This window comes from Bacillus sp. z50, from assembly GCF_058313585.1.
The window spans coordinates 134,438-156,994 of record NZ_JBZFQL010000006.1 but is presented as its reverse complement, the minus strand read 5'-3'; the positions used below and the strand labels follow the sequence as shown (position 1 = coordinate 156,994).

Here is a 22,557-nt window from a genome sequence, read left to right as displayed (position 1 = left end):
TACTTTATAAACAGGACAGGATATGCTACATTTTCTTATTGATAGGAAGGGGAAAAAGCATGATTTATTTAGATAATAGCGCGACAACAAAACCCTATAAGGAAGTGATTGATTCCTTCGCAAAGGTTACTGCCGATTTCTGGGGGAATCCATCCTCTTTACATGGCTTCGGAGGGAAGTCAGAAAAACTGTTAGCACAGGCTAGAGAACAGGTCGCGGGTCTTCTGGGAGTAAAGGCTACAGAGATTATCTTTACTTCAGGAGGGTCTGAAAGCAATAATCTGGCCATAAAAGGAATAGCAGAAAATTATCGAAACAGAGGGAAGCATATTATTACCACCTCAATCGAGCATCCTTCCGTAAAAAGACCGTTTGAACAGCTAAAGGAACTTGGCTATGACGTAACCTACTTGCCTGTTAATCAAGATGGCAGAGTTGAAATTGAGCAAGTTAAGGAAGCAATCCGAGAAGATACAATATTGGTGTCAGTTATGCATGTTAATAACGAAGTGGGAACTGTACAACCAATTTATGAAATAGGACATTTTTTGAAGAGTTATCCTAAAATACATTTTCATGTAGATGGGGTTCAGGGCTTTGGTAAAGTCGAACTCTCTTTACGTGATGCTCATATCGATTTATATTCTTTATCAGGACATAAATTCCATGGATTAAAAGGCACCGGAATTCTATTTGCCAGAGAGGGAATTACACTTTCACCGTTAATTGCCGGGGGGAACCAAGAAAGAGGCATGCGCAGTGGGACGGAAAGCTTGGCTGGGGCCGTATCTTTGGCAAAAGCAATGAGATTGGCAATCGAAAAGAGCAGGGACGGCAGTAGAAGAATGAACGAGTACCGTACTCTGATACTTCAAGAGCTATCCAAAATGGAGAATGTTGTCATCAATTCACCTATAGAACATGCAGCTCCACATATTATTAATTTTTCAATTCCGGGACTTAAATCAGAAACATTCGTTCATACTTTGGGTGAGTTTGGAATCTATGTCTCAACAAACAGTGCTTGTTCATCAAAGAAAAAAACGGTTAGCCAAACACTTCTCGCTATGGGAAAAAATGAGCAAATAGCCGGCAGTTCCATACGAATAAGCTTAGATTATGATCATTCGAAGGAAGAAATAGAGCAGGCACTTAAGGAAATTGAAAGAGCAATCCAAATGTTAAGTGAGGTAAGAAAGAAATGATAAGATTTGATCATATCGTAATCCGCTATGGTGAGATTACATTGAAGAAAAGGAATCGTAAAGGCTTTATTGTTCAATTACGTAAAAATATAAAAAAAGCATTGTCAGATTATCCGGAGGTTCGTATTGAGGCGCAGCACGAGAGAATGTATGTTCACTTACAAGGTGCAGATTACAAGCCGATTATGGATATTCTCAAAAAAATATATGGCATTTCTTCGATAAGTCCGGCTTTAAAGGTTGATAAAGAAATCTCAGCCATTCAGGAATCAGCTTTGTTTTATATAAATCATCTAACAACAAAAATTCGTACGTTTAAAATTGATGCTAAGCGTGCTGATAAAACCTATCCCTATTCAACATATGATTTAAATGGCTTGGTAGGGGGATATTGCTTGCAGCATGTAGACGGTTTAACGGTCGATGTTCACAATCCAGATTTGAAATTGAGAGTCGAAGTACGCCAGGATGCTGCTTATATTACGGGTGAAAAAATTATTGGAGCTGGCGGATTGCCAATAGGAAGCAGCGGCTCAGCAATGCTCATGCTTTCTGGAGGGATTGATAGCCCGGTTGCGGGATATTTAACGATGAAAAGGGGAGTAGAGATTGAATGTGTACATTTCTACAGTCCTCCCTTCACAAGCGAACGCTCGAAACAAAAGGTAATTGATTTAGCGAATAAGCTGGCAGAAGTCAATGGACGTATGGTACTGCATGTTGTGCCATTTACCGAAATTCAAAAATTGATTCAAAAGCAAATACCTGATAACTACACAATGACAACCACACGCAGATTGATGCTGCGAATTACTGATGCAATCAGAGAAAAACAAAATGCGCTCGCGATTGTGACTGGTGAAAGTTTAGGCCAAGTAGCCAGCCAGACGATGGAAAGCATGTTTACAATTAATGAGGTTACAAATACACCAATTCTGAGGCCGCTTATAGCAATGGATAAAACAGATATTATTGAAATTGCAGAGAAAATTGATACTCATGAGATATCCATACGTCCTTTTGAGGATTGCTGTACGGTGTTTACACCAGCTAATCCCAAAACTAAGCCAAAAAGAGAAAAAGTCGGTCATTATGAGAGCTATGTCGATTTTGAACCTTTAATTAAAGAGGCATTGGATAAAACAGAAATGTTAGTTTTCACAGGTAAGGAGAAAGAATCGGAAACAGAGGATTTATTCTAAATTTATTTGTGAACAATTACCATTTTAAATCCGGAATGAAGATATGTGTTTTTACACACTCTATTATCACAAGGAGGTGAAAAACACATGTCAAATAACTCAAACAATCTTTTGGTACCAGGAGTTGAACAAGCTCTTGACCAAATGAAATATGAAATCGCTTCTGAGTTCGGTGTACAACTTGGAGCAGAAACAACTTCTCGTGCTAACGGTTCTGTTGGAGGAGAGATTACTAAGCGTCTTGTTCAAATGGCTGAACAACAATTGGGTGGAGGATTCTCCAGATAATTAAATAACATGGCTACAAGAAAGCGGATTTTTAGTCCGCTTTCTTTTTTTTGTATGTTGAAAGCCATTGTAAGAGCCAATCTTTTTCCACTCTCTTAATCCATTATTTGTAAAACAATGTATAATAGAGTTTGATTAACATTATTTGTTTTAAGGGAGGAGAAGGATATGAATCAACAGAACCTGATCGCACCAGAACAATATAATCTAGTCAGCGAGGTAGAAAATAACAGTAAGAACGAAACCAAAATCGCTTTGATTTGGGAAAATGAATACGGGGAAACACAAAAAATTACGTATGGAGAATTGATTAAAAGGGTGAATAGAGTTGGCAATATTTTGTTAGAGGAAGGGTTGAGGGAGGGGGATAAAATTCTCGTCATGATTCCTCGCTTTATTGAAGCGTATGTGATTTACTTAGCTGCTTTAAAAATAGGTACAGTGGTCATACCATGTTCTGAAATGCTTCGAGAAAAAGATCTTGTTTATCGAAGCAAGCATGCAGAAGCAAAAGCGGTAATTGTTCATAAGCCTCATACCTCTTTATTTACAGAAATTATATCGGAGGATTCACTGAAATCATTTGTTATAAATGGAAATGAAGATGGGTGGATTCAACTGGATGAACGAATGAAAGACGCTTCAGAAGAGTTACAAATGGTGAAAACCATGGGAGATGATATGGCCTTTTTATCCTATACTTCAGGTACAACAGGGCAACCAAAGGGAGTTGTCCACACTCATAGCTGGGCCTATGCACATCTCAGAACAGCTGCCTCAAACTGGTTATCAATAGGTGAAGATGATGTTGTATGGGCTACAGCCGGACCTGGATGGCAAAAGTGGATTTGGAGTCCCTTTTTATCTGTTCTTGGATCGGGAGCTACTGGGTTTGTATATCACGGAAAGTTTGAAGCAGAGAAATATTTAAAATTAATTGATCAGCATTCAATTACTGTTTTATGCTGTACCCCTACGGAATATCGATTGATGGCGAAGGTAGACAGCCTCGATCAATATAGCCTGGGAAGCCTACATAGTGCCGTTTCAGCAGGTGAGCCGCTTAATAGAGAAGTGATCGATACGTTTCAAAACTATTTCGGGGTCACCGTTCGTGATGGATACGGGCAAACAGAAAATACCCTTCTGGTCGGTATCATGAAGGGGATGGATGTGAAGCCGGGTTCCATGGGGAAACCAACCCCTGGAAATAACGTAGAAATTATTAATGAGGAGGGGCAGATTTGCCAACCTGGCGAAGTAGGCGATATAGCTGTCCACATTAAAACTCCCGCGTTGTTTAAAAATTACTATAAGGATCCGGAACGGACAGCAATGCAGTTTAGAGGCGATTTTTATATTACAGGAGATAAAGCTAAAAAAGATGAGGACGGGTATTTTTGGTTTGAAGGACGCGGTGACGATATTATTATCAGTTCGGGTTATACCATTGGGCCATTTGAAGTGGAGGATGCACTTGTTAAACATCCATATGTGAAGGAGTGCGCTGTAGTAGGGAGTCCGGATGAGGTAAGAGGGCAAATCGTAAAAGCGTTCGTAGTCTTACAAGATAGCGTTGATGTCAATGATCCTCAATTGGTGCAAACCTTGCAGAACCATGTTAAAGAGCTTACAGCCCCATATAAATATCCAAGAAAAATTACTTTTGTGGAAGATTTGCCGAAAACAATCAGCGGCAAAATAATGCGTGTCGAATTAAGAAATAAGGAGAAAGAAGTATATAAGGCGTAAACAAAATCCTCTTTCGTCAAAAAAAGATGATTCCGACCAGCGGAATCATCTTTTTTGTTTCCTTCGTATGAAAATTTAAAGGAATGTCCTGTGGACTTTTTCCCAAAAAGAATTATTACGTAACTTTACCGTCTTGATATATCTTCCGCTCAGTTTAATATCCAATCGTTCGGTAAGATGAATACTCATCGCTTCATTATCCATCCCGATAATCGGGTAATCGTTTTCATTATCTAATACTTGAAGAGAAAGAGTACGATCTGGAGCCAAAATAAATGAAGCACCAAGCGTACGATAATGATTATTATTCATCGATGCTATTTCGCTCACCTGCATACAGTCAAGCAAAGGGTCTACAACTGCACCGTTGACCGATTTGTTGTAGGCAGTACTTCCAGTAGGTGTAGAAATTATCATCCCATCCCCACGGAATGTTTCAAATAATATGTCATCAATGTAAACATCGATAGCCATTGTTTTAATTAAAGCAGAACGGAATGTGCATTCATTTAAGCAATCAAAACTTATTTGGTTATCAACCGTTACTTCAATTGTAGGATATTTTCTTACTTCAATGACGGGCTTTGTGACTGCTTCCACCATATTTTCCGTATCATTTATGTAGAAATCACAATACATATTTAATTGCTTGTTTAATGAAATGCCTGCATACAGGCAATCCTCTCTGAAGCCTGTCTTACGTACTGCCTGAAGAAATGTTCCGTCATCTCCTACACTAACGATAATATTAGCATCTTTATGTTCATCTACAAGTTCGAATCCGTAGTTGCTTGCATTATCCTTTAATTTATTGACCTGATCCACCATTTCTTGACCTTGCTTGTAATAAAAAAAGATATTTCTGCGTTCCCCCATTTTGTTCCCTCCTTGTAGGTTAGTATTGGTACTCCTGATTATAGGTTTACCAAAATAAGGTGCTATAATAATTCTATCATGAATAATAAGAACATTAAAACTACTTAAAGCGTGATTGGGGGACAATTTGTATGAGTAAAAAAAGATGGTTGGCACTTGGAATAGCAGCGGTGATATTTTTTGTATCCGTTCTTATGAATGCTATCTCAACATTTTCAAGTGAAGAGTCTGCTATGACAAATTTGTTTGAGGATACATTATTTGAGGAGGATATCATTGAAGAAGGGGATGTGAACAGTCAAATTGTTGTCATGGATGTAGAAGGAGTCATTCAGGACACAGGTGAGGAAGAAAGTTATTTTACGGCTGAAGCCTATAATCACCGATCCTTTATGGAAAGATTGAATGCCATTAAGGACAATGATACGGTCAAAGGAATTATTTTACGCGTCAACAGCCCAGGTGGCGGTGTCGTAGAAAGTGCGGAAATACATAATAAGTTAATGCAAATTAAAAAGGAAACAAAGAAACCAATATATGTATCAATGGGTTCACAGGCTGCATCTGGAGGTTATTATATTTCAACACCGGCCGACAAGATATTTGCCAGTCCGGAAACAATGACAGGGTCACTCGGAGTCATTATGCAAAGCTATAACTTTGAAGGGTTAGCTGAAAAGTATGGAATCGACATGGTCACTATTAAAAGCGGTAAATTTAAGGATCTTATGAATCCATTTAGAGAAGTGACAGAGGATGAAAAGGAAATTCTTCAATCGATGGTTACCAGCTCCTATGATCAATTCGTGAAGGTCATTGCGGAAGGGCGCAGTATGCCTGAGGATGAAGTAAGAAAAATTGCTGATGGGCGTATCTACGATGGCCGTCAAGCAAAGGAGATTAATTTAATTGATGAGCTTGGTTATTTAGAGGATGTAATTGCCGATATGAAAAAAAGTGAAAATCTAAAAGGTGCACAAGTGGTTCGTTTAGTTGGATCAGATAGCCTAAGCTCATTATTTTCGATGAAAATGCAGCAATGGGCAGGCGTGAATGATGAGGTAAGCACGATCAAAAGCCTAATGACTGAAAATCAATCGCCACGGATGATGTATCTATATTCTGCGAATTAAGGAGGGTGGAAAATGGAAGATTATCAAGAAGAACTGACTTTAGACGAACAGATACAGCCTCCTGACTCTATTCCAAACCATCTGCGTGCAGGATTTTGGATGAGATTCTGGGCTTATCTCATCGATCTTATAGTAATTGGCAGCATAAGTCGATTATTTATCAATCCGATATTCAGACTGTTTGATATTTCTATGGATAATACGGGTATCTTCTCAGCTTATACCATAGTTGATTCGATAGTATTTTTCGGGTATTTCATTCTTACTTCCAAATTTTTAGCCCAATCTCTAGGAAAAATGATTATGGGTCTTAGAGTGGTATCATTGGATGGAACGCCTTTGGATTGGAAAACAGTAATTTTTAGAGAATGGATTGGCCGATATATCTCCGCTGTACTTATGCTCGGTTATATCGTTATTGCATTTAATCCAAAGAAACAGGGCTTTCATGATATGTTCAGTGATACAGTTGTTGTGTTGGAAGAGCGCGGTAAATAAATACAGGTTATAAAGGACTCCTTCTGTTAGAAGGGGTCTTTTTGCTATCTCGACGTTAAAAAAGTCAATGAGAAGTTTAGATTCAGTTATGATTGACCATACTGTTTGTTTGATGACGTACTCGGGAGGATATAAACGATGAAGCTTTTATTACTGATTTGTATAGTTGTGCTAATCCTTATATCCGTCTTTTTGCTTTCGAAAGTAACGATACATATTGAATATCATCACACTCAGGAAAAGAATAAGGCAATTATAAAGGTTCAATTATGGAGGGGCCTTATCCACTATTCTAAAGTAGTACAGCTGTCTGACGAAAAATATCAGCCTTCTTCTTATCGAGAAAGTACTTATCGGCAACAAAATCAATCAAACCAAAGTGAATCCTCTGCTGATGAATCTTTATCTATGGATGGTGTTCAAGCTGCCTTTCAGAATCTGAAGGAAATGCTTTCACAATTGAGGAGTTATCAAGAAACTGTAAAAAAATTCACCTCTAAAATACAAATGACAGATTTGCAAATGGAAATTCATTACGGTACAGGTGAAGCATCAACAACAGCAGTGGCAACCGGAGCATTATGGGGTTTAACTGGCGGAGCTATTGGTATCATCAGTCAGTATTTTTCATTAATGATACCTCCTAAAATCGATATTATCCCATATTTCTCAGTCAAGAAACCATTTGAAACGAAAATCGAATGCATAGCCCGTGTCCGAATGGCAAAAACTATAGTTGCAGGTTGGAAGCTGGCACGTTTAATGCTAAGGGAATAGGAAATGAAAATTTGAATAAAGCAAAACTATGCAGGAGGTTATAAAATGTCCAATCATCCAATTGAAGGTCTTATGAATTCAGCAATGGAAAACTTAAAAAGTATGATTGATGTTAATACGATTATTGGTGATCCCGTAGAAACTCCTGATGGCAGTGTGATAATGACTGTGTCAAAGGTTGGATTTGGCTATGCAGCTGGAGGCAGTGACTATCAAATTAGCCGTGGAGGAAGCCAGGGTACTGGCGAGGAGAAGCGTCATCCATTCGGCGGAGGAGCTGCAGGTGGTGTTTCAATCACACCGATTGCGTTTCTAATTGTTAATGCACATGGTGTAAAAATGCTTCATCTTAATGAGAGTACACATCTAATCGAAAAAATTCTTGATTCAGCTCCGATTGCTATGGATAAGGTAGAATCAATGATTTCGAAGGTAGGGAAAAACAATAAAAAAAATAACTCTAATTCTCAGGATGCTTCAGATTCCTCTTCCAATGAATCAGGGAATAGCTTTATGTGATTGTTAGTAAAGTTTTATCATAACCACATTCCATGCGAATGTGGTTATTTTTTTACAAAGAGTATGTATATCTCTATACTTAAGAATGTAGAGAATATATCGGAATATAAGGAGGAATTGGTGTGGCAACAGTAACATTTAAAGGTAATCCGGTTACATTGATTGGTAAGGAAGTAAAAGTAGGTGACACTGCACCTGATTTTACAGTGTTGGCTAATGATTTATCCCCAGTAACATTGAAAGATACAGATGGAAAAGTAAGAATTATTAGTGTCGTACCTTCTTTGGATACAGGCGTTTGTGATACTCAAACAAGAAAATTCAATGAAGAGGCAGCAAAAGCAGGGGATGTTGTTGTAATGACAGTAAGTATGGATCTTCCTTTTGCTCAAAAACGCTGGTGTGCAGCAGCAGGTTTAGAAAACGTCATAACGGTTTCTGATCACCGAGACGCTTCTTTTGGAGAGGCTTACGGAGTACTAATGAAAGAATTACGTTTATTGGCACGTGCTGTTTTTGTAGTTGACAGCAATAATAAAGTGACATATGTGGAATATGTACCGGAAGGCACTACGCATCCGCAATATGAAGCAGCGCTTGAAGCAGCAAAAGCTGCAAAGTAAAAAGCTCTATATAAAGTTTCTGCCCCTTAAAGTTAGACAGGCTTTTCTAACGTTTAAGGGGCGTTTTTAATGAACGTATTTTTTTGAATGATTAGACTTGTCCTTTATGAAACGTAATACTACAATGGGGAAAGTAAAATGCATAAAAGCTGGAGGAACTTAAAATGATCACAACAAATGTTGAATCTATATACGAATTGATAACATCTACCGCAACTATAATACAGGACGAACTAGGGATTACAGAGTTGGAAGCCATCGCTGAAACAGGAGAAAATTGGTTCCATAATGCCGTTCTTCAGGAAGAATTGAGTGAACTGGCAGTCAAACGTTTAAAAAATAGCTATCAGGATAAACCTTTGGAGCAGTTTAGTAAAGAAGATATCCGTAAAGGTTGGCAATTGGCAGTATTGAAATCCAGCAGATCTAATGTTCAGGCAAATCATCAAATGACTCCGGATGCCTTGGGATTTCTATTTGCTTATCTGCTCGAAAAATTCACCAAAAATCAAGATACGTTAACGATTACTGATTTGGCAGTCGGAACAGGTAACCTTCTGTTTTCTATTTTAAATTCACTGGATAAAAAGGAGCTAGATGCTACAGGTGTTGAGGTCGATGAAACTTTAATTCGACTCGCCTATTGTGGAGCTAATCTCATCGGCCATCCTATCCAATTTTTACATCAGGATAGCCTGCAGCCGTTGTTTATTAACCCTGCAGATGCAGTAGTTTGTGATTTACCGGTAGGCTATTATCCAAACGATCAGAGAGCGGCCGATTTTAAAGTGAAATCTGAAAATGGTATGTCATATGCCCATCATTTATTAATTGAACAAAGCTTCACGTATTCAAAAGAAGGGGCATATCTATTTTTCCTGATTCCTAATGATCTTTTCAACACAGTTGAAGCAAAGGCTCTTCATCAATTTATTAACGAAGAGGGATATATTCAGGGGATGATTCAGCTGCCTGAAAGTTTATTCCAATCGAAGCAATCGGCTAAAAGTATTCTTATCCTGCAGAAAAAAGGGAAAGATATAAAAGCACCAAAGCAGGTTTTGCTCGTCAATATGCCGAAGCTATCTGACAGGGCAGCTACAGCTTCCATGTTAAGTAAAATTGATGCATGGATAGAAGAAGAAAAGTAAAAGATAGTTTTATTACCGTTATATAAATTTTTTGACAAGTTAGAATTGTTTAAATAAAATAATATTATTGTGAAAACGGTAACAAAGTAATTTCGGCTTGCGAGAACGCTTGTTCAATGTTTTAATTGGAATCGAGAACATATAAAATAAGCAGTTACCGTGTAACATCGATGCTATTCATAAATGTAAGGAGCAGAGAATATATGTCAAAAATAATCGCGATTAATGCTGGGAGTTCCTCTTTGAAATTTCAATTATTTGAGATGCCTGAGGAAACTGTAATCACTAAAGGGATTGTAGAAAGAATCGGACTTCAAGACTCCATTTTTACAATTACAGTAAATGGAGAAAAGAAAACGATGGTTACAGAAATACCTGACCATTCCGTTGCTGTAAAGCTTTTGCTTGAAAAGCTTACTGAATATAAAATCATCAATTCCCTTGAAGAAATTGAAGGAATTGGACACAGAATCGTACATGGCGGAGAAATCTTTAAGGATTCTGCTGTTATTACGGATGAAGTATTGGAGCAAATTGAAGACTTGGCTGAATTAGCGCCGCTTCACAATCGTGCGAACGCAACTGGTATCAGAGCTTTCCGTGAAGTATTGCCAAACGTACCAGCGGTTGCTGTTTTCGATACAGCATTCCACCAAACAATGCCTGAAAGCTCTTATCTGTACAGCTTGCCATACGACTATTATAAAGAATACGGAATCCGTAAATATGGTTTCCACGGAACTTCTCATAAATATGTATCCGAACGTGCAGCTGAGCTATTAAAACGTCCTCTTGAGCAATTGCGTTTAATCTCCTGCCACTTAGGTAATGGAGCAAGTATTACCGCAATTGAAGGCGGAAAATCTATCGATACAACTATGGGATTCACTCCATTGGAAGGTTTAACAATGGGAACAAGATCCGGAAGCTTAGACCCTGCCTTAATCCCATTCTTAATGGCTAAAACAGGTAAAACAGCTGATGATGTAATCAATATTCTTAATAAAAAATCCGGTATGCTTGGTGTTTCCGGTTTCTCCAGCGACTTACGTGATATTGAACAAGCGGCTGAAGAAGGTAACGAGCGCGCTGAATTGGCTATCTCTAAATTTGCTGATGGTATTCACAAATATATTGGATCCTACGCAGCGAAAATGAACGGGGTAGATGCAATTATCTTCACAGCTGGTATTGGTGAAAATAGTTCTGAAATCCGTGCGCGTGTATTAAAAGGTTTAGAATTCATGGGCGTATATTGGGATCCAGCTTTAAACAATGTACGTGGAAAAGAGCAATTTGTGAACCATCCATATTCACCAGTTAAAGTTATCATTATCCCAACTGATGAAGAAGTAATGATTGCCCGTGATGTGGTACGTTTAACACATTAATAACTTGCATAATTTTAGTTTAATGATAAAAGGAATTCGGACTAGAGCTTTATAGCTCCTAGTCTGAATTCCTTTTTTGTGTTTAGTGCTATTAAATTCACAGGAGTATTCTAATGGATGATGTTATCTTGCGTTATTCTTATATCTGTTCATTGATAGGACTTCAGTACAGCTATTTTCGAGAATATAGGAATTGGTACGATATGTGATATACTTTTTGTATCAGACCATTTAAAGAGGTGATCATTATATGGCGTTGACTAAACGGGATCAGGAAATTTGGATGGAAATAAAAGAGTGGGAAGCGGAGATGAAGGCAAGTGAGCCAACCGATTTTGAAACATATTATGATCGGTGGATAGAGAATATGTTCACGCTGTTGCCGGAGAGTACACAACAGGAGTTTTTCTCAAAAATGGATAATTGGTTATTTCACCTGCACTCCATGATTCATGAGTCTCAATTCCAACTTGATGCAAGGAATCGTATACTAACAAATGCCCGCGTTTTTGATGAAAATATATCAACACTAAAAGACTTAAAAGAGCTTTCCATTGATCAGTTGGCCTATATCGCTGAACAGCAAGTGGCCAGACATCGGATGTATTCTCTCGTTCAGGGAGGTATTTCGGCTGTAAATGGAGGGGTGGCTTTAGCCGCGGATTTGCCGGCTCAAATGGTGATCAATTTAAGGAGCATTCAGCTGATTGGAATTTCATATGGTTTTGAAATGAACACCCCATATGAAATTATGCTTTCACTAAAGGTATTCCATGCTGGTACAATGCCAGAACGTATGCAAAAGTATTTCTGGGAGACCTTAATGGAGGATTTGGATCATTCACCTTCTTATTTCTATGAAGGGGAAGATGAGTTGAGCAATGTTTTTTGGTTTGATCAGCCTATTAAACAAATGATGAAGGTGATGGCTATATATTTCTTTAGGAAAAAGGTATTTAAGGGAATACCAATTCTAAGCATGGCTATCGGTTCAGGTGCTAATTATCGTCTAACAAAAAAAGTTACGGATTTTGCAGATAAATTTTATAAATATCGTTACTTAAGTGAAAAAGAGAACCTTTGATAGATGTATCACCGTGTGTAGCTACATATAGGGAGTAAGCTCTCGAATGGATATGGTTGTAACTGATATAGGTCTTCAGCAGATTTCAACTGATTTATTTAAAATACCCGGTTCTAAAAAAGTTTGTAAATTAGTATTGGAGAAATTAACTTTCCAGAGCATGTACATTTCATCGGGAAGTAAGGGAAGATTAAATTGCATAATTTATGAATAATATAGAATGAACCGCCCTCAATAATGGGCGGTTTTTTTGATAATAGACCACAAATTATAAATGTTTTTTTCCTGTTAAATCCTGTTCAGTTCTGTACCAAATCCATAAATCATTTATGATTGAGGCATGTTCAGCAATTTCGTAATTTAGAGTACATGAAACCTCAAAATCATCTTCATCATTTAACTGATTTAATTTATGATTAATAATCCGTTCAATATCCTGTATACGCTCTGGGATCTCCCCTCTAATTTGTTCCCAACGGTTTAGGATGGCTTTTTGTACAATAGGAGGGTAGACAGCAAAGTCCAATTTCAGGTGAGGAATCGGTATACCCAGACGTTCATCGTATATGAAAAAATCCTCCATTTTAGTTCACTCCCAATGTTCATTCATACAAATAGTTTACACAATCTGGCTAATATATACGAATTTCTTTTGTAATTTATAATAGCGGAAAGTTACAATGATTCAGCATAAAATAAATTTTCAGGAAATACTTGAAAAAGTCACATAATGTTGGTAAAGTGAATAACATATTCTAATTGCATAAAAACATTTTTATTTGAATAAATATACATCGGAGGGGAACGTTCATGAATAAAAATAAAGTAGTACTTGCCTATTCAGGAGGATTAGATACATCAGTTGCTATTTCCTGGTTAAAACAAAAGGGGTATGACGTGGTAGCATGCTGCCTGGATGTAGGCGAAGGCAAAGATTTAGATTTTATAAAAGAGAAGGCTATTAAGGTTGGTGCCTGTTCTTCCTATGTAATAGATGCCAGAGAAGAATTTGCTAATGATTATGCGTTAGTTGCTCTTCAGGCGCATGCAATGTATGAGGGGAAATATCCATTGATTTCTGCTTTATCCCGACCATTGATTGCAAAAAAACTTGTTGAAGTAGCGGAAAAAGAAAATGCTGTTGCTGTGGCACATGGCTGTACAGGAAAAGGGAATGATCAAGTACGTTTTGAAGTATCAATTCAAGCTTTGAACCCTAACTTGAAGGTACTTGCACCGGTTAGAGACTGGAGCTGGTCTCGCGAGGAAGAGATTGAATATGCAAAACAAAATAATATTCCTGTACCGATTAATTTAGATAGCCCATACTCAATTGACCAAAATTTATGGGGACGCAGTAATGAATGCGGAGTTCTTGAGGATCCCTGGGCAGCCCCTCCGGAGGGAGCGTATGATTTAACAACAGCTCTTGAACATACTCCTGATACACCAGATATTATTGAGATTACGTTTAAAGAAGGAGTACCTGTTGCATTAAATGGAGTTGAATCTCCTTTAGCCGCATTAATCCAGAATCTTAATAATCTTGCTGGTAAACATGGTGTTGGCAGAATTGATCATGTGGAGAACCGTTTGGTTGGAATTAAGTCAAGGGAAGTATACGAGTGTCCTGGTGCATTAACTTTAATTAAAGCGCACAAAGAACTGGAAGACCTAACAATGGTTAAAGAATTGGCACATTTTAAGCCTGTAATTGAGAAGAAATTAACTGAACTCATTTATGAGGGCCTATGGTTTTCACCGCTGAAAGATGCTTTGATTGCCTTTTTGAAACAATCTCAAAGCTTCGTGACTGGCGTAGTACGTGTGAAATTATTTAAAGGTCATGCTATTGTGGAAGGTAGAAAGTCTGAATACTCTCTTTATAATGAAAACCTGGCAACCTATACTTCAGCTGACGAATTTGACCATGCGAGTGCGGTTGGATTTATCAATCTATGGGGACTGCCTACAAAAGTAAACAGTCAGGTTCACAATCAAAAGAAGGTGACAGTGTGAAAAAACTGTGGGGAGGCAGATTTACGAAAACTGCCGAAGAATGGATTGATTCCTTTGGCGCCTCCATCGCGTTTGATCAAGAATTAGTGATGGAAGACCTCGAAGGAAGCCTTGCTCATGTGACAATGCTTGGAGCCTGTGAGATTCTCTCGAAAGAGGAAGTCGAGTTAATTAAGAATGGATTGTACTCTTTAAAAGAAAAGGCGGAAAAAAGAGAGCTCTCTTTTTCTGTAGATTTTGAAGATATCCATTTAAATTTGGAAAAATTACTTATTGATGAAATTGGGCCGGTTGGAGGTAAATTGCATACTGCCAGAAGCCGTAATGATCAGGTGGCAACGGACATGCATTTATATTTACGTTCCCAGGTCAATGAAATCATCGGCGGAATTACAGAATTCCAAAACACGCTGATTCAGGTGGCCGAAAGGCATATCGAGACAGTTGTTCCGGGATATACTCATTTACAAAGAGCCCAGCCTATTTCATTAGGGCATCACTTTATGGCCTATTTTTGGATGCTTCAGCGAGATAAAGAACGTTTACAGGACAGCCTGAAAAGGATTAATCTCTCGCCTCTTGGAGCAGGCGCGTTGGCTGGTACAACATTCCCAATTAATCGGGAATTGACTGCTCAGCTGATGGGGTTTGATGGAATCTATGAAAATAGCTTAGATGCTGTAAGTGATCGTGACTTCATCGCAGAGTTTTTGAATAATGCATCATTGATCATGATGCATCTATCCAGATTCAGTGAAGAAATTATTTTGTGGTCCAGCCAAGAGTATCGGTTTATCGAATTGGATGATACGTTTTCAACAGGATCAAGTATTATGCCACAAAAGAAAAATCCGGATATGGCAGAGTTGATTCGCGGTAAAACCGGACGTGTGTATGGAAATGCCTTTGGGTTATTAACTCTCTTAAAGGGCTTGCCACTGGCTTACAATAAAGACATGCAAGAGGACAAAGAAGGCATGTTTGACACGGTTATGACACTAAAAGGATCTTTGAAAATTTTTAATGGAATGATAGAGACTATGAAGGTTCATACAAATGTGATGAAGGAAGCAGTTTATAACGATTTTTCAAATGCGACCGAGTTGGCTGATTACTTGGCAGCTAAGGGAATCCCTTTTCGTGAAGCGCATGAAATTGTCGGTAAATTAGTTCTATATTGTATACAAAAGGGGTACTATCTACTCGATCTTCCATTAGAAAAATTAAAAGAAGCATCCAATCTAATTGAGGAAGATATCTATGAAGCTTTGAAACCGGAAGAGGCTGTGAGAAGAAGAAACAGCTCTGGTGGTACTGGCTTTAATCAGGTAAGACTGGCTATTGATAAAGCAAAGAGTTTAGTGGAATAAGAGCCTCATACAATAAAAATCCCATGTGCGCGGCGCATGGGATTTTTATTGTTAATTACGTGTATACTTACTTTGCTGCAGCTTGATCCACAGGTTTATCATCGGAACGAATAACCATTACGTCGCATTTTGCATAACGAATAATATGTTCAGATACGCTTCCGATAAAGAAACGCTCAACAGCATTTAAACCGGTTGCGCCACAAATAATTAAGTCAACATTAAAAGATTTAGCGATATCTTTAGGAATTTTTACTTTTGGAGATCCAAACTCAATAGATAGAGCTACATCTCTAACACCAGCATCAAGAGCAATTTGTTTATATTCCTCTAAAAGGTCTTTTGCATATTGCTCAGCGCTCTCAGAAATAGAAATGCTGTATGCCTCAACTGCAGCAAATGTACGGTTGTCGACAACATGAGCTAAAACTAACCTAGCGTCATTTCTTTTTGCTACGTCAATTGCTTTTTTGAAGGCCCATTCTGCCTCCTGTGAACCGTCAACTGCCACAAGGATATTATTATAGGTTAATGCCATATTAATCTCCTCCTTTAAGTATATTTATATTATACTATAAATTACACAAAAAGTCGGAATATTATATGAACATATTTTGAAATGAATTATAAATATTATAAATAATACAATAACGAATATCTTAATTTATTGAATATTATTTTGAAATACTTAATGATTCAAGAAAGATAATGTCTCTCAATCCGATTAGTATTCTTTTTTAATACATAATAAAAACAGCGAGTTATCCCCGCTGTCTGTTGGTTTATTATATAGTGCTCTTAAATAGTTACTAGTTCTTTCGGGAATTTAGTAAGAATTTCTACCCCGTTTTCAGTCACATATAGATCATCCTCTATGCGAACGCCGGCTTTGCCAGGAACATAAATACCCGGCTCAATCGTAAAGACCATTCCTTCCTGAAGAGACAGTGTATTGATTTCGGTCAAGGAAGGATATTCGTGAACGCTAATTCCAAGGCCATGACCAAGACGATGAGGGAAATAGTCACCATATCCCTTATTTCTAATAATATTACGTGCTGTTAAATCTATTTCGGCACAAGTTTTTCCAGGTCGGCATGCTTCAACTGCAGCAATTTGAGCCTCAAGAACAGTGTTGTAAATTTCCCTTTGTTCTTCATTAATTTGTCCGAAAGCAACTGTACGTGTAATATCAGAACAATATCCATCTACCACAACACCTAAGTCGAATAGAACCAGGTCACCTTTTTTGACTTTCGTTTGTCCAGGAACTCCATGAGGGGAAGCGGCGTTTTCACCAGTTAGCACCATTGTTGCAAAGGACATTTCGGATACGCCTTCTCTTTTCAATTGATACTCCAAAGCAGCCAGGATTTCCATTTCTGTTTTACCCTCTGCAATTTCTTCAGTTCCGATTTTTATGGCATAGTCAGCAAGACGGCAAGCTTCTTTAATGATTTTTAATTCAGATGGACTTTTAATCATACGCAGTTGACGCATTTTTTCTTCCGCCGATATATATGTCGGCTGGTTTAAAATTGAATTAAGTCCTTCAAGTCGTTCCATAGTTAAATGTTCTTTTTCCACTGCCAGAGTTTGAATAGAAATGTTTCTTTTTTTCAGTGTTTCTTTAATAACTTCCCATGGATTTTGGGTATCAGAAATGCCAAGCACTTCATACCCCCAGCCAGCCTGTTTTGCGTCTGAAACCTCCATTTGCGGGCAAATTAAAATAGGTTCTTCAGTAGGGAAAGTAATTACTGCCAATAAGCGTTCATGAGGATCGCTATAGAACCCACTTAGGTAAAAAACATTTTCTGTAGACGTGATAAAAGCAGCATCAGCCTGTTTTTCGGTAAGCCAATTTGCCAAGTGATTTAAGTTACTCATATTGGACCTCCATAATATTTTATGTAAATGTTACTATGAAAGTAGAGTATCAATTATGCAGGATAATGTAAATTGTTAGAAAACTTAATTTAACGGGTATTTATTGAAAAAACAATGAAAGGACTGAAGGAGATGAAAGTATCTTTTCATGGCCATTCCGTAGTGAAAATCGAAACAGAGGGAAAACAATTGCTGATTGATCCATTTATTACGGGAAATGAATTGACAGATTTAACAGTGGAGGATGTAAATCCGGATTATATTTTAATTACACATGGACATGATGATCATTTGGGTGATACGGTTCAGTTGGCCAAAAAACATGATGCGCTGGTAATCTGTAATTTTGAATTAAGTACATACTTGGGATGGAAAGGTGTAAAAACACATGGCATGTCCATCGGTGGAGCTTATGAGTTTGATTTTGGAAAAGTGAAATTAACCCAAGCTTTTCACGGAACGGGGTTTGAGGATAATGGCCAATTAATTTATGGAGGGATGCCTGCAGGGTTGTTGATTACAGCGGAAGGTAAAACGATTTACCATGCCGGAGATACAGGCTTATTCTCAGATATGAAGTTGATTGGTGACCGTCATCCGATTGATTTAGCATTCCTGCCGATTGGAGATAATTTCACGATGGGGCCAGAAGATGCTGCGCTGGCTGCAGAATTCCTGCACCCTAAACAAGTTGTTCCAATTCACTATAATACGTTCCCACCGATTAAGCAGGATCCATATTATTTTGCTTCCTTATGTGATTCAGAACTCGTTCGGGTTCTGAAACCGGGAGAATCTATTGAATTATAAAAATAGAGTTTTATGTGAACGGATTGGTTTTTAGAAAATGCTAAATATCAGAATAATTAATACTAGAATTAGCATTAAAATCTAACCATTTTTCATAGTGTAACCAAGAAAAGCATCGGTACTATGCCGATGCTTTTTAACGTGATTTATTTTAACTAGCGGATTTCTATTACAAAAGCATAACTTGAGTCGCCCTTTTCCCATCTTGCCGATACGTCGTAAACATATATCCCTTTTTCTTTTGGCAATACGATCTTATTATCCCGAATATGTACATTCGCTGTTTTTTCATTGGTAAGCCATTGATTTACATTTAATGTATTTTCTTGCGGTGTGTTTTTGAATTCTATGTTCAATTCGGATTCAGGTGATGCAACCACAGGTTTGAATTCGTGATCTTTAATAATTTCTGGAGGAGAAGGCATATCAACACAACCAGCATTTATGAGTCCATTCCAGCAATATGAGCCTTGCGCGGTCTCTACATTTTTATCTTCAACAGTTATGGTTGGTGAAGGTGGTGTTACGTTTAATAGTCCAATAAGAAAATAGCCACCCATACTTAAAGTAATCAATACAATCAATGTAACCAAGTACTTTTTCATACGCTTCCCTCTTAATGGAATAATTTACTAATCAATCACTAAAATAGTTTAACATAAATTTCTAAAACACTTAGAATTCAACTGAAAAAATCCTTTATTGCACGCAAAAATGAGCAAATTCAATGTGAATTGAATTAACTTCTGCATGTATCCATAATTAATTTTGTTCTTAAAACCGAACCTGTTAGTTTTATGTGTACTTCTTTTTTTTTCGTTTATTCATATATTTATCTTATAGGAGGGATAAATCTATGAAAATTCGTTGTGGTATCAGTTTGGTAATTGGCCTGGCGATGTTATTATGGGCACTTCCATATCTATCATTTGAAGGTAATATGGAAGAAACCATTTTTTCATTCGCATGGCTTGCGCTCGCATTTAGTGTTTTGGGAGGGAACCTTTCAGCTATTTTGTACAGTGTGGGTAATAAACGAACAATTGCGCAGTCAAAAGGTACAAAAAATCCCCATATTTCCAGACAATATAAAAGGTCACATTGATTGATTGGAACGTTTCCCATTATAATAGTAATAATGGATAACGAAAAAGGGTGAATAGTTTGGCTACTAAGCATGAACAAATATTGGCATATATTGATGAACTACCGATTGGCCAAAAAATCTCTGTACGGCAAATTGCAAAAGCACTGACCGTCAGTGAGGGAACCGCCTATCGAGCAATTAAAGAAGCTGAAAATAAAGGGTATGTCAGTACGATTGAAAGAGTTGGAACCATTCGTATTGAACGGAAGAAAAAAGAAAACATAGAAAAACTGACATTTGCTGAGGTTGTTAATATCGTTGATGGACAGGTCCTCGGTGGTAGATCAGGGCTTCATAAAACTCTGAATAAATTTGTCATAGGGGCTATGGAGCTTGAGGCGATGATGCGTTACACAGAGGCAGGCAATCTTTTGATTGTCGGGAACCGTGTGAAAGCACATGAACTTGCATTAACCACAGGGGCAGCTGTGCTCATCACCGGTGGATTTGATACAGCGGATTCAGTTAAAAAACTTGCGGATGAATTGCAAATGCCTGTGATCTCTACGTCTTACGATACCTTTACTGTTGCAACAATGATTAATAGAGCAATCTATGATCAGCTGATTAAAAAAGAGATTTTACTTGTCGAAGATATTCTTATTCCAATTGAGAAAACAGAAGTACTGAAAGCAGGAAATACAGTTGAACGTTGGACTGAACTGAATAAAGCGACAAAGCATAGCCGTTTTCCGGTGGTAGATGATAATTTGCGCCTGCAGGGAATGGTTACATCTAGGGATATTCTTGGGGTTGATGCTTCCGTACAGATTGATAAAGTTATGACTAAAAATCCTATCTTTGTAGGTGAAAAGACGAGTGTAGCATCTGCCGCTCATATGATGGTTTGGGAGGGTATTGAGCTCTTGCCAGTCATTGATAACCGCAATCTTTTAATCGGAATTATAAGCAGACAAGATGTTTTAAAGGCATTGCAAATGAGCCAGCGGCAACCACAGGTCGGTGAGACGATTGATGATGTCATCGCCAATCAAATGACGGCTGTTCAGGGTAATGATAGTTATCAGTGTGAGGTGACACCTCAGATGACTAATTACTTGGGAACGATCTCGTATGGTGTATTTACAGCTATGGTAATTGAAGCAACGAATAGAGTGCTGCGAGGATATAAACGCGGTGATTTAGTTGTAGAGAATATGACGATCTATTTCTTAAAGCCTGTTCAGCTTGAGAGCAAACTCGAAATTGTACCAAAGGTACTGGAAATTGGACGGAAGTTTGGAAAAGTAGATATAGAAGTCTTTAATGAAGGAAAATTGGTCGGTAAGGCCATGATGACCTGCCAGTTATTGGAGCGTAGTTAACGATAAAAAATTGCCTTTATAGGAGCTATAAAGGCAATTTTGCATATTCACGTAATGATTATGATACGATTATTTTAGTGCCGCCTGATATTCTTCCTCAGCAAGGGGAGCATAATATTTATACATTCTTACACCGCCATATATACTCCATCCGCCAACTATGATAAAAATAGCAGCGACGATATAGGTGACAGTTGTATGAAAAAGGAATAGCTGATTAAGACCGAAAAGAGCAACAAATACACCTAAAGAGATGGATGATTTACCGGACAGATATGCTCTTTGCATAGGTAACTTGGTTCTGAAGTATTTTGTCTTATAGTAAATAAAAAACGAAAAAGACATTACAATTAAAAATACAAATATTATCATGCACTGTGCCTCCAATTGGGTTGTATGCCTATATTGTACAAGATATTGAAATATTGTACCAATTTGGAATTCGATTCCTTATCCTTGGTTGCGGGTATCATATGCATGACCATACATAAAAAATACAAAAGATAAAGGGAGAAAAGTGATGAAGGAACAGATTATAGATGCAATCAAAAAATACAATACGATTATTCTGCACAGACATGTTCGGCCAGACCCTGATGCATATGGATCACAATGTGGATTGGGAGAAATCATTAAATATTCCTTTCCAGAAAAACAAGTATTCATGGTTGGTCAAGAAGAGGAATCTTTACATTTTCTAAAGCGACTTGATGTGATTCCGGATGAAGCATATGAAGGAGCATTAGTGATTGTTTGTGATACAGCCAATCAGGAAAGGGTCTGTGATCAACGGTATACGAGGGGGGATCTTTTGATTAAAATAGATCATCATCCAAATGAGGATCCTTACGGAGATTTTTTGTGGGTTGATACATCAGCAAGCTCTTGCAGTGAAATGATTTATGAATTATATGAGTACGGTAAGGATAAAGGATTACGAATGAATCAGGAGGCAGCGCGATTATTATATGCAGGAATCGTAGGTGATACGGGTAGATTTTTATATCCAAGTACTACCGATAAAACATTTCTGTATGCCGGCGAGCTTATTCAGTACGGATTTAATCGCACGGATATATACGATGGTATGTATGATGTTGATGAAGCGGTCGTTCGTTTGAATGGCTATGTTTTTGAAAACTTTAAAATAATTGATTCAGGAGTTGGGGTAGTCGTAATTACGAAGGAAGTCATGGAACGATTTGGTGTAAAATCCTCCGGAGCATCTTCACTTGTCAGTACTTTGGGATCTGTAAAGGGAATCAAGGCATGGGTATTTTTCATTGAAGAAAATGATGAAATTCGAGTTCGTCTCAGATCAAAAGGCCCTGTTATTAATGGTGTAGCTATGAAATATAATGGAGGCGGGCATCCCTTAGCATCTGGCGCAACCATTTACAATTGGGAGGACATGAATAATGTCCTTGCAGATCTCGTACAGGTTTGTTCCAACTATGGATCCAAATAATTAAGTGGAACAGCCAGGTACCCAGAGGA

Annotated in this window: 25 protein-coding genes; 19 read left to right on the top strand and 6 right to left on the bottom strand. The window is 37.8% G+C overall.

Annotated elements, in window-relative coordinates; translation table 11 throughout:
* The first annotated feature begins 59 nt into the window (after window positions 1-59).
* From AC4G3N_RS16230 to mbcS, 4 genes are all read left to right on the top strand, one after another.
* Window positions 60-1,205 (top strand): cysteine desulfurase family protein, encoded by a 1,146-nt coding sequence (locus tag AC4G3N_RS16230; protein WP_066109005.1) that lies wholly within the window; start codon window positions 60-62, stop codon window positions 1,203-1,205.
* Window positions 1,205-2,407 carry a tRNA uracil 4-sulfurtransferase ThiI gene (gene thiI, locus AC4G3N_RS16225; protein ID WP_066109256.1) on the top strand — a complete coding sequence of 401 codons (1,203 nt, stop codon included), beginning with the start codon at window positions 1,205-1,207 and terminating at the stop codon, window positions 2,405-2,407. The genes AC4G3N_RS16230 and thiI overlap by 1 nt, the downstream gene beginning before the upstream one ends.
* Window positions 2,408-2,494: 87 nt before the next feature.
* A complete protein-coding gene (locus AC4G3N_RS16220; protein ID WP_066109002.1) occupies window positions 2,495-2,695 on the top strand; it encodes an alpha/beta-type small acid-soluble spore protein in 201 nt (66 codons plus the stop codon).
* Window positions 2,696-2,863: 168 nt separating this feature from the next.
* Window positions 2,864-4,447, top strand: coding sequence for an acyl-CoA synthetase MbcS (gene mbcS, locus AC4G3N_RS16215; protein WP_066108997.1), 1,584 nt, complete (start codon window positions 2,864-2,866; stop codon window positions 4,445-4,447).
* Window positions 4,448-4,522: 75 nt separating this feature from the next.
* Here the strand turns inward: mbcS and AC4G3N_RS16210 are convergent, their stop codons facing one another.
* Complete coding sequence (locus AC4G3N_RS16210; protein ID WP_491090649.1) at window positions 4,523-5,323, bottom strand: NAD kinase; 801 nt, start codon at window positions 5,321-5,323, stop codon at window positions 4,523-4,525.
* Between the two features lie 131 nt (window positions 5,324-5,454).
* On the opposite strand from AC4G3N_RS16210, the gene sppA reads away from it, so the two are divergent.
* The 9 genes from sppA (at window position 5,455) to AC4G3N_RS16165 (ending at window position 12,713) form a co-directional block, all read left to right on the top strand.
* Entirely contained in the window at window positions 5,455-6,456 is a 1,002-nt protein-coding gene (sppA, locus tag AC4G3N_RS16205; RefSeq protein ID WP_066108993.1) for a signal peptide peptidase SppA, read from the top strand.
* Between the two features lie 12 nt (window positions 6,457-6,468).
* Complete coding sequence (locus tag AC4G3N_RS16200; protein ID WP_077248180.1) at window positions 6,469-6,954, top strand: RDD family protein; 486 nt, start codon at window positions 6,469-6,471, stop codon at window positions 6,952-6,954.
* 138 nt (window positions 6,955-7,092) lie between these two features.
* Window positions 7,093-7,731 carry a DUF2953 domain-containing protein gene (locus AC4G3N_RS16195; RefSeq protein ID WP_066108988.1) on the top strand — a complete coding sequence of 213 codons (639 nt, stop codon included), beginning with the start codon at window positions 7,093-7,095 and terminating at the stop codon, window positions 7,729-7,731.
* A 45-nt stretch (window positions 7,732-7,776) separates the two neighbouring features.
* Window positions 7,777-8,250, top strand: a complete 474-nt coding sequence (gene ytfJ, locus AC4G3N_RS16190) for a GerW family sporulation protein (protein WP_066108985.1) — start codon at window positions 7,777-7,779, stop codon at window positions 8,248-8,250.
* Between the two features lie 122 nt (window positions 8,251-8,372).
* Window positions 8,373-8,873 carry a thiol peroxidase gene (gene tpx, locus AC4G3N_RS16185; protein WP_066108980.1) on the top strand — a complete coding sequence of 167 codons (501 nt, stop codon included), beginning with the start codon at window positions 8,373-8,375 and terminating at the stop codon, window positions 8,871-8,873.
* A 164-nt stretch (window positions 8,874-9,037) separates the two neighbouring features.
* On the top strand, window positions 9,038-10,024 hold the full coding sequence (locus tag AC4G3N_RS16180; RefSeq protein ID WP_139892796.1) for a class I SAM-dependent methyltransferase: 987 nt from the start codon (window positions 9,038-9,040) through the stop codon (window positions 10,022-10,024).
* 203 nt (window positions 10,025-10,227) lie between these two features.
* Window positions 10,228-11,415: an acetate kinase gene (locus tag AC4G3N_RS16175; RefSeq protein ID WP_066108974.1), complete on the top strand. Its 1,188-nt coding sequence runs from the start codon at window positions 10,228-10,230 to the stop codon at window positions 11,413-11,415.
* 250 nt (window positions 11,416-11,665) lie between these two features.
* A complete protein-coding gene (locus AC4G3N_RS16170) occupies window positions 11,666-12,499 on the top strand; it encodes an EcsC family protein (protein ID WP_066108971.1) in 834 nt (277 codons plus the stop codon).
* A gap of 46 nt (window positions 12,500-12,545) precedes the next feature.
* A complete protein-coding gene (locus tag AC4G3N_RS16165; protein WP_175354317.1) occupies window positions 12,546-12,713 on the top strand; it encodes a hypothetical protein in 168 nt (55 codons plus the stop codon).
* A gap of 54 nt (window positions 12,714-12,767) precedes the next feature.
* On the opposite strand, the gene AC4G3N_RS16160 is transcribed toward AC4G3N_RS16165, so the two are convergent.
* Window positions 12,768-13,082 carry a hypothetical protein gene (locus AC4G3N_RS16160; RefSeq protein ID WP_066108968.1) on the bottom strand — a complete coding sequence of 105 codons (315 nt, stop codon included), beginning with the start codon at window positions 13,080-13,082 and terminating at the stop codon, window positions 12,768-12,770.
* A 227-nt stretch (window positions 13,083-13,309) separates the two neighbouring features.
* Between AC4G3N_RS16160 and AC4G3N_RS16155 the strand changes: the two genes are divergently transcribed.
* Window positions 13,310-14,518: an argininosuccinate synthase gene (locus AC4G3N_RS16155; protein WP_066108966.1), complete on the top strand. Its 1,209-nt coding sequence runs from the start codon at window positions 13,310-13,312 to the stop codon at window positions 14,516-14,518.
* Entirely contained in the window at window positions 14,515-15,888 is a 1,374-nt protein-coding gene (gene argH / locus AC4G3N_RS16150; RefSeq protein WP_066108964.1) for an argininosuccinate lyase, read from the top strand. Before AC4G3N_RS16155 ends, argH begins: the two co-directional genes overlap by 4 nt.
* A gap of 67 nt (window positions 15,889-15,955) precedes the next feature.
* On the opposite strand, the gene AC4G3N_RS16145 is transcribed toward argH, so the two are convergent.
* Both AC4G3N_RS16145 and AC4G3N_RS16140 read right to left on the bottom strand, forming a co-directional pair.
* Window positions 15,956-16,426 carry a universal stress protein gene (locus AC4G3N_RS16145; RefSeq protein WP_066108961.1) on the bottom strand — a complete coding sequence of 157 codons (471 nt, stop codon included), beginning with the start codon at window positions 16,424-16,426 and terminating at the stop codon, window positions 15,956-15,958.
* A gap of 260 nt (window positions 16,427-16,686) precedes the next feature.
* Window positions 16,687-17,778: a M24 family metallopeptidase gene (locus tag AC4G3N_RS16140; protein WP_066108958.1), complete on the bottom strand. Its 1,092-nt coding sequence runs from the start codon at window positions 17,776-17,778 to the stop codon at window positions 16,687-16,689.
* Window positions 17,779-17,910: 132 nt separating this feature from the next.
* Between AC4G3N_RS16140 and AC4G3N_RS16135 the strand changes: the two genes are divergently transcribed.
* Window positions 17,911-18,588, top strand: a complete 678-nt coding sequence (locus AC4G3N_RS16135; protein ID WP_066108955.1) for a metal-dependent hydrolase — start codon at window positions 17,911-17,913, stop codon at window positions 18,586-18,588.
* A gap of 155 nt (window positions 18,589-18,743) precedes the next feature.
* Here the strand turns inward: AC4G3N_RS16135 and AC4G3N_RS16130 are convergent, their stop codons facing one another.
* A complete protein-coding gene (locus tag AC4G3N_RS16130) occupies window positions 18,744-19,193 on the bottom strand; it encodes a hypothetical protein (RefSeq protein WP_066108952.1) in 450 nt (149 codons plus the stop codon).
* Window positions 19,194-19,444: 251 nt separating this feature from the next.
* Between AC4G3N_RS16130 and AC4G3N_RS16125 the strand changes: the two genes are divergently transcribed.
* Both AC4G3N_RS16125 and AC4G3N_RS16120 read left to right on the top strand, forming a co-directional pair.
* Entirely contained in the window at window positions 19,445-19,693 is a 249-nt protein-coding gene (locus AC4G3N_RS16125; protein ID WP_066108949.1) for a hypothetical protein, read from the top strand.
* Between the two features lie 59 nt (window positions 19,694-19,752).
* Window positions 19,753-21,060 (top strand): CBS domain-containing protein, encoded by a 1,308-nt coding sequence (locus AC4G3N_RS16120; RefSeq protein ID WP_066108946.1) that lies wholly within the window; start codon window positions 19,753-19,755, stop codon window positions 21,058-21,060.
* Window positions 21,061-21,129: 69 nt separating this feature from the next.
* Here the strand turns inward: AC4G3N_RS16120 and AC4G3N_RS16115 are convergent, their stop codons facing one another.
* Window positions 21,130-21,432: a YtpI family protein gene (locus AC4G3N_RS16115; protein WP_066108943.1), complete on the bottom strand. Its 303-nt coding sequence runs from the start codon at window positions 21,430-21,432 to the stop codon at window positions 21,130-21,132.
* Between the two features lie 148 nt (window positions 21,433-21,580).
* Here AC4G3N_RS16115 and AC4G3N_RS16110 point away from each other — a divergent pair, with 148 nt between their 5' ends.
* A complete protein-coding gene (locus AC4G3N_RS16110; protein WP_066108940.1) occupies window positions 21,581-22,528 on the top strand; it encodes a DHH family phosphoesterase in 948 nt (315 codons plus the stop codon).
* The last annotated feature ends 29 nt before the right edge of the window (window positions 22,529-22,557 follow it).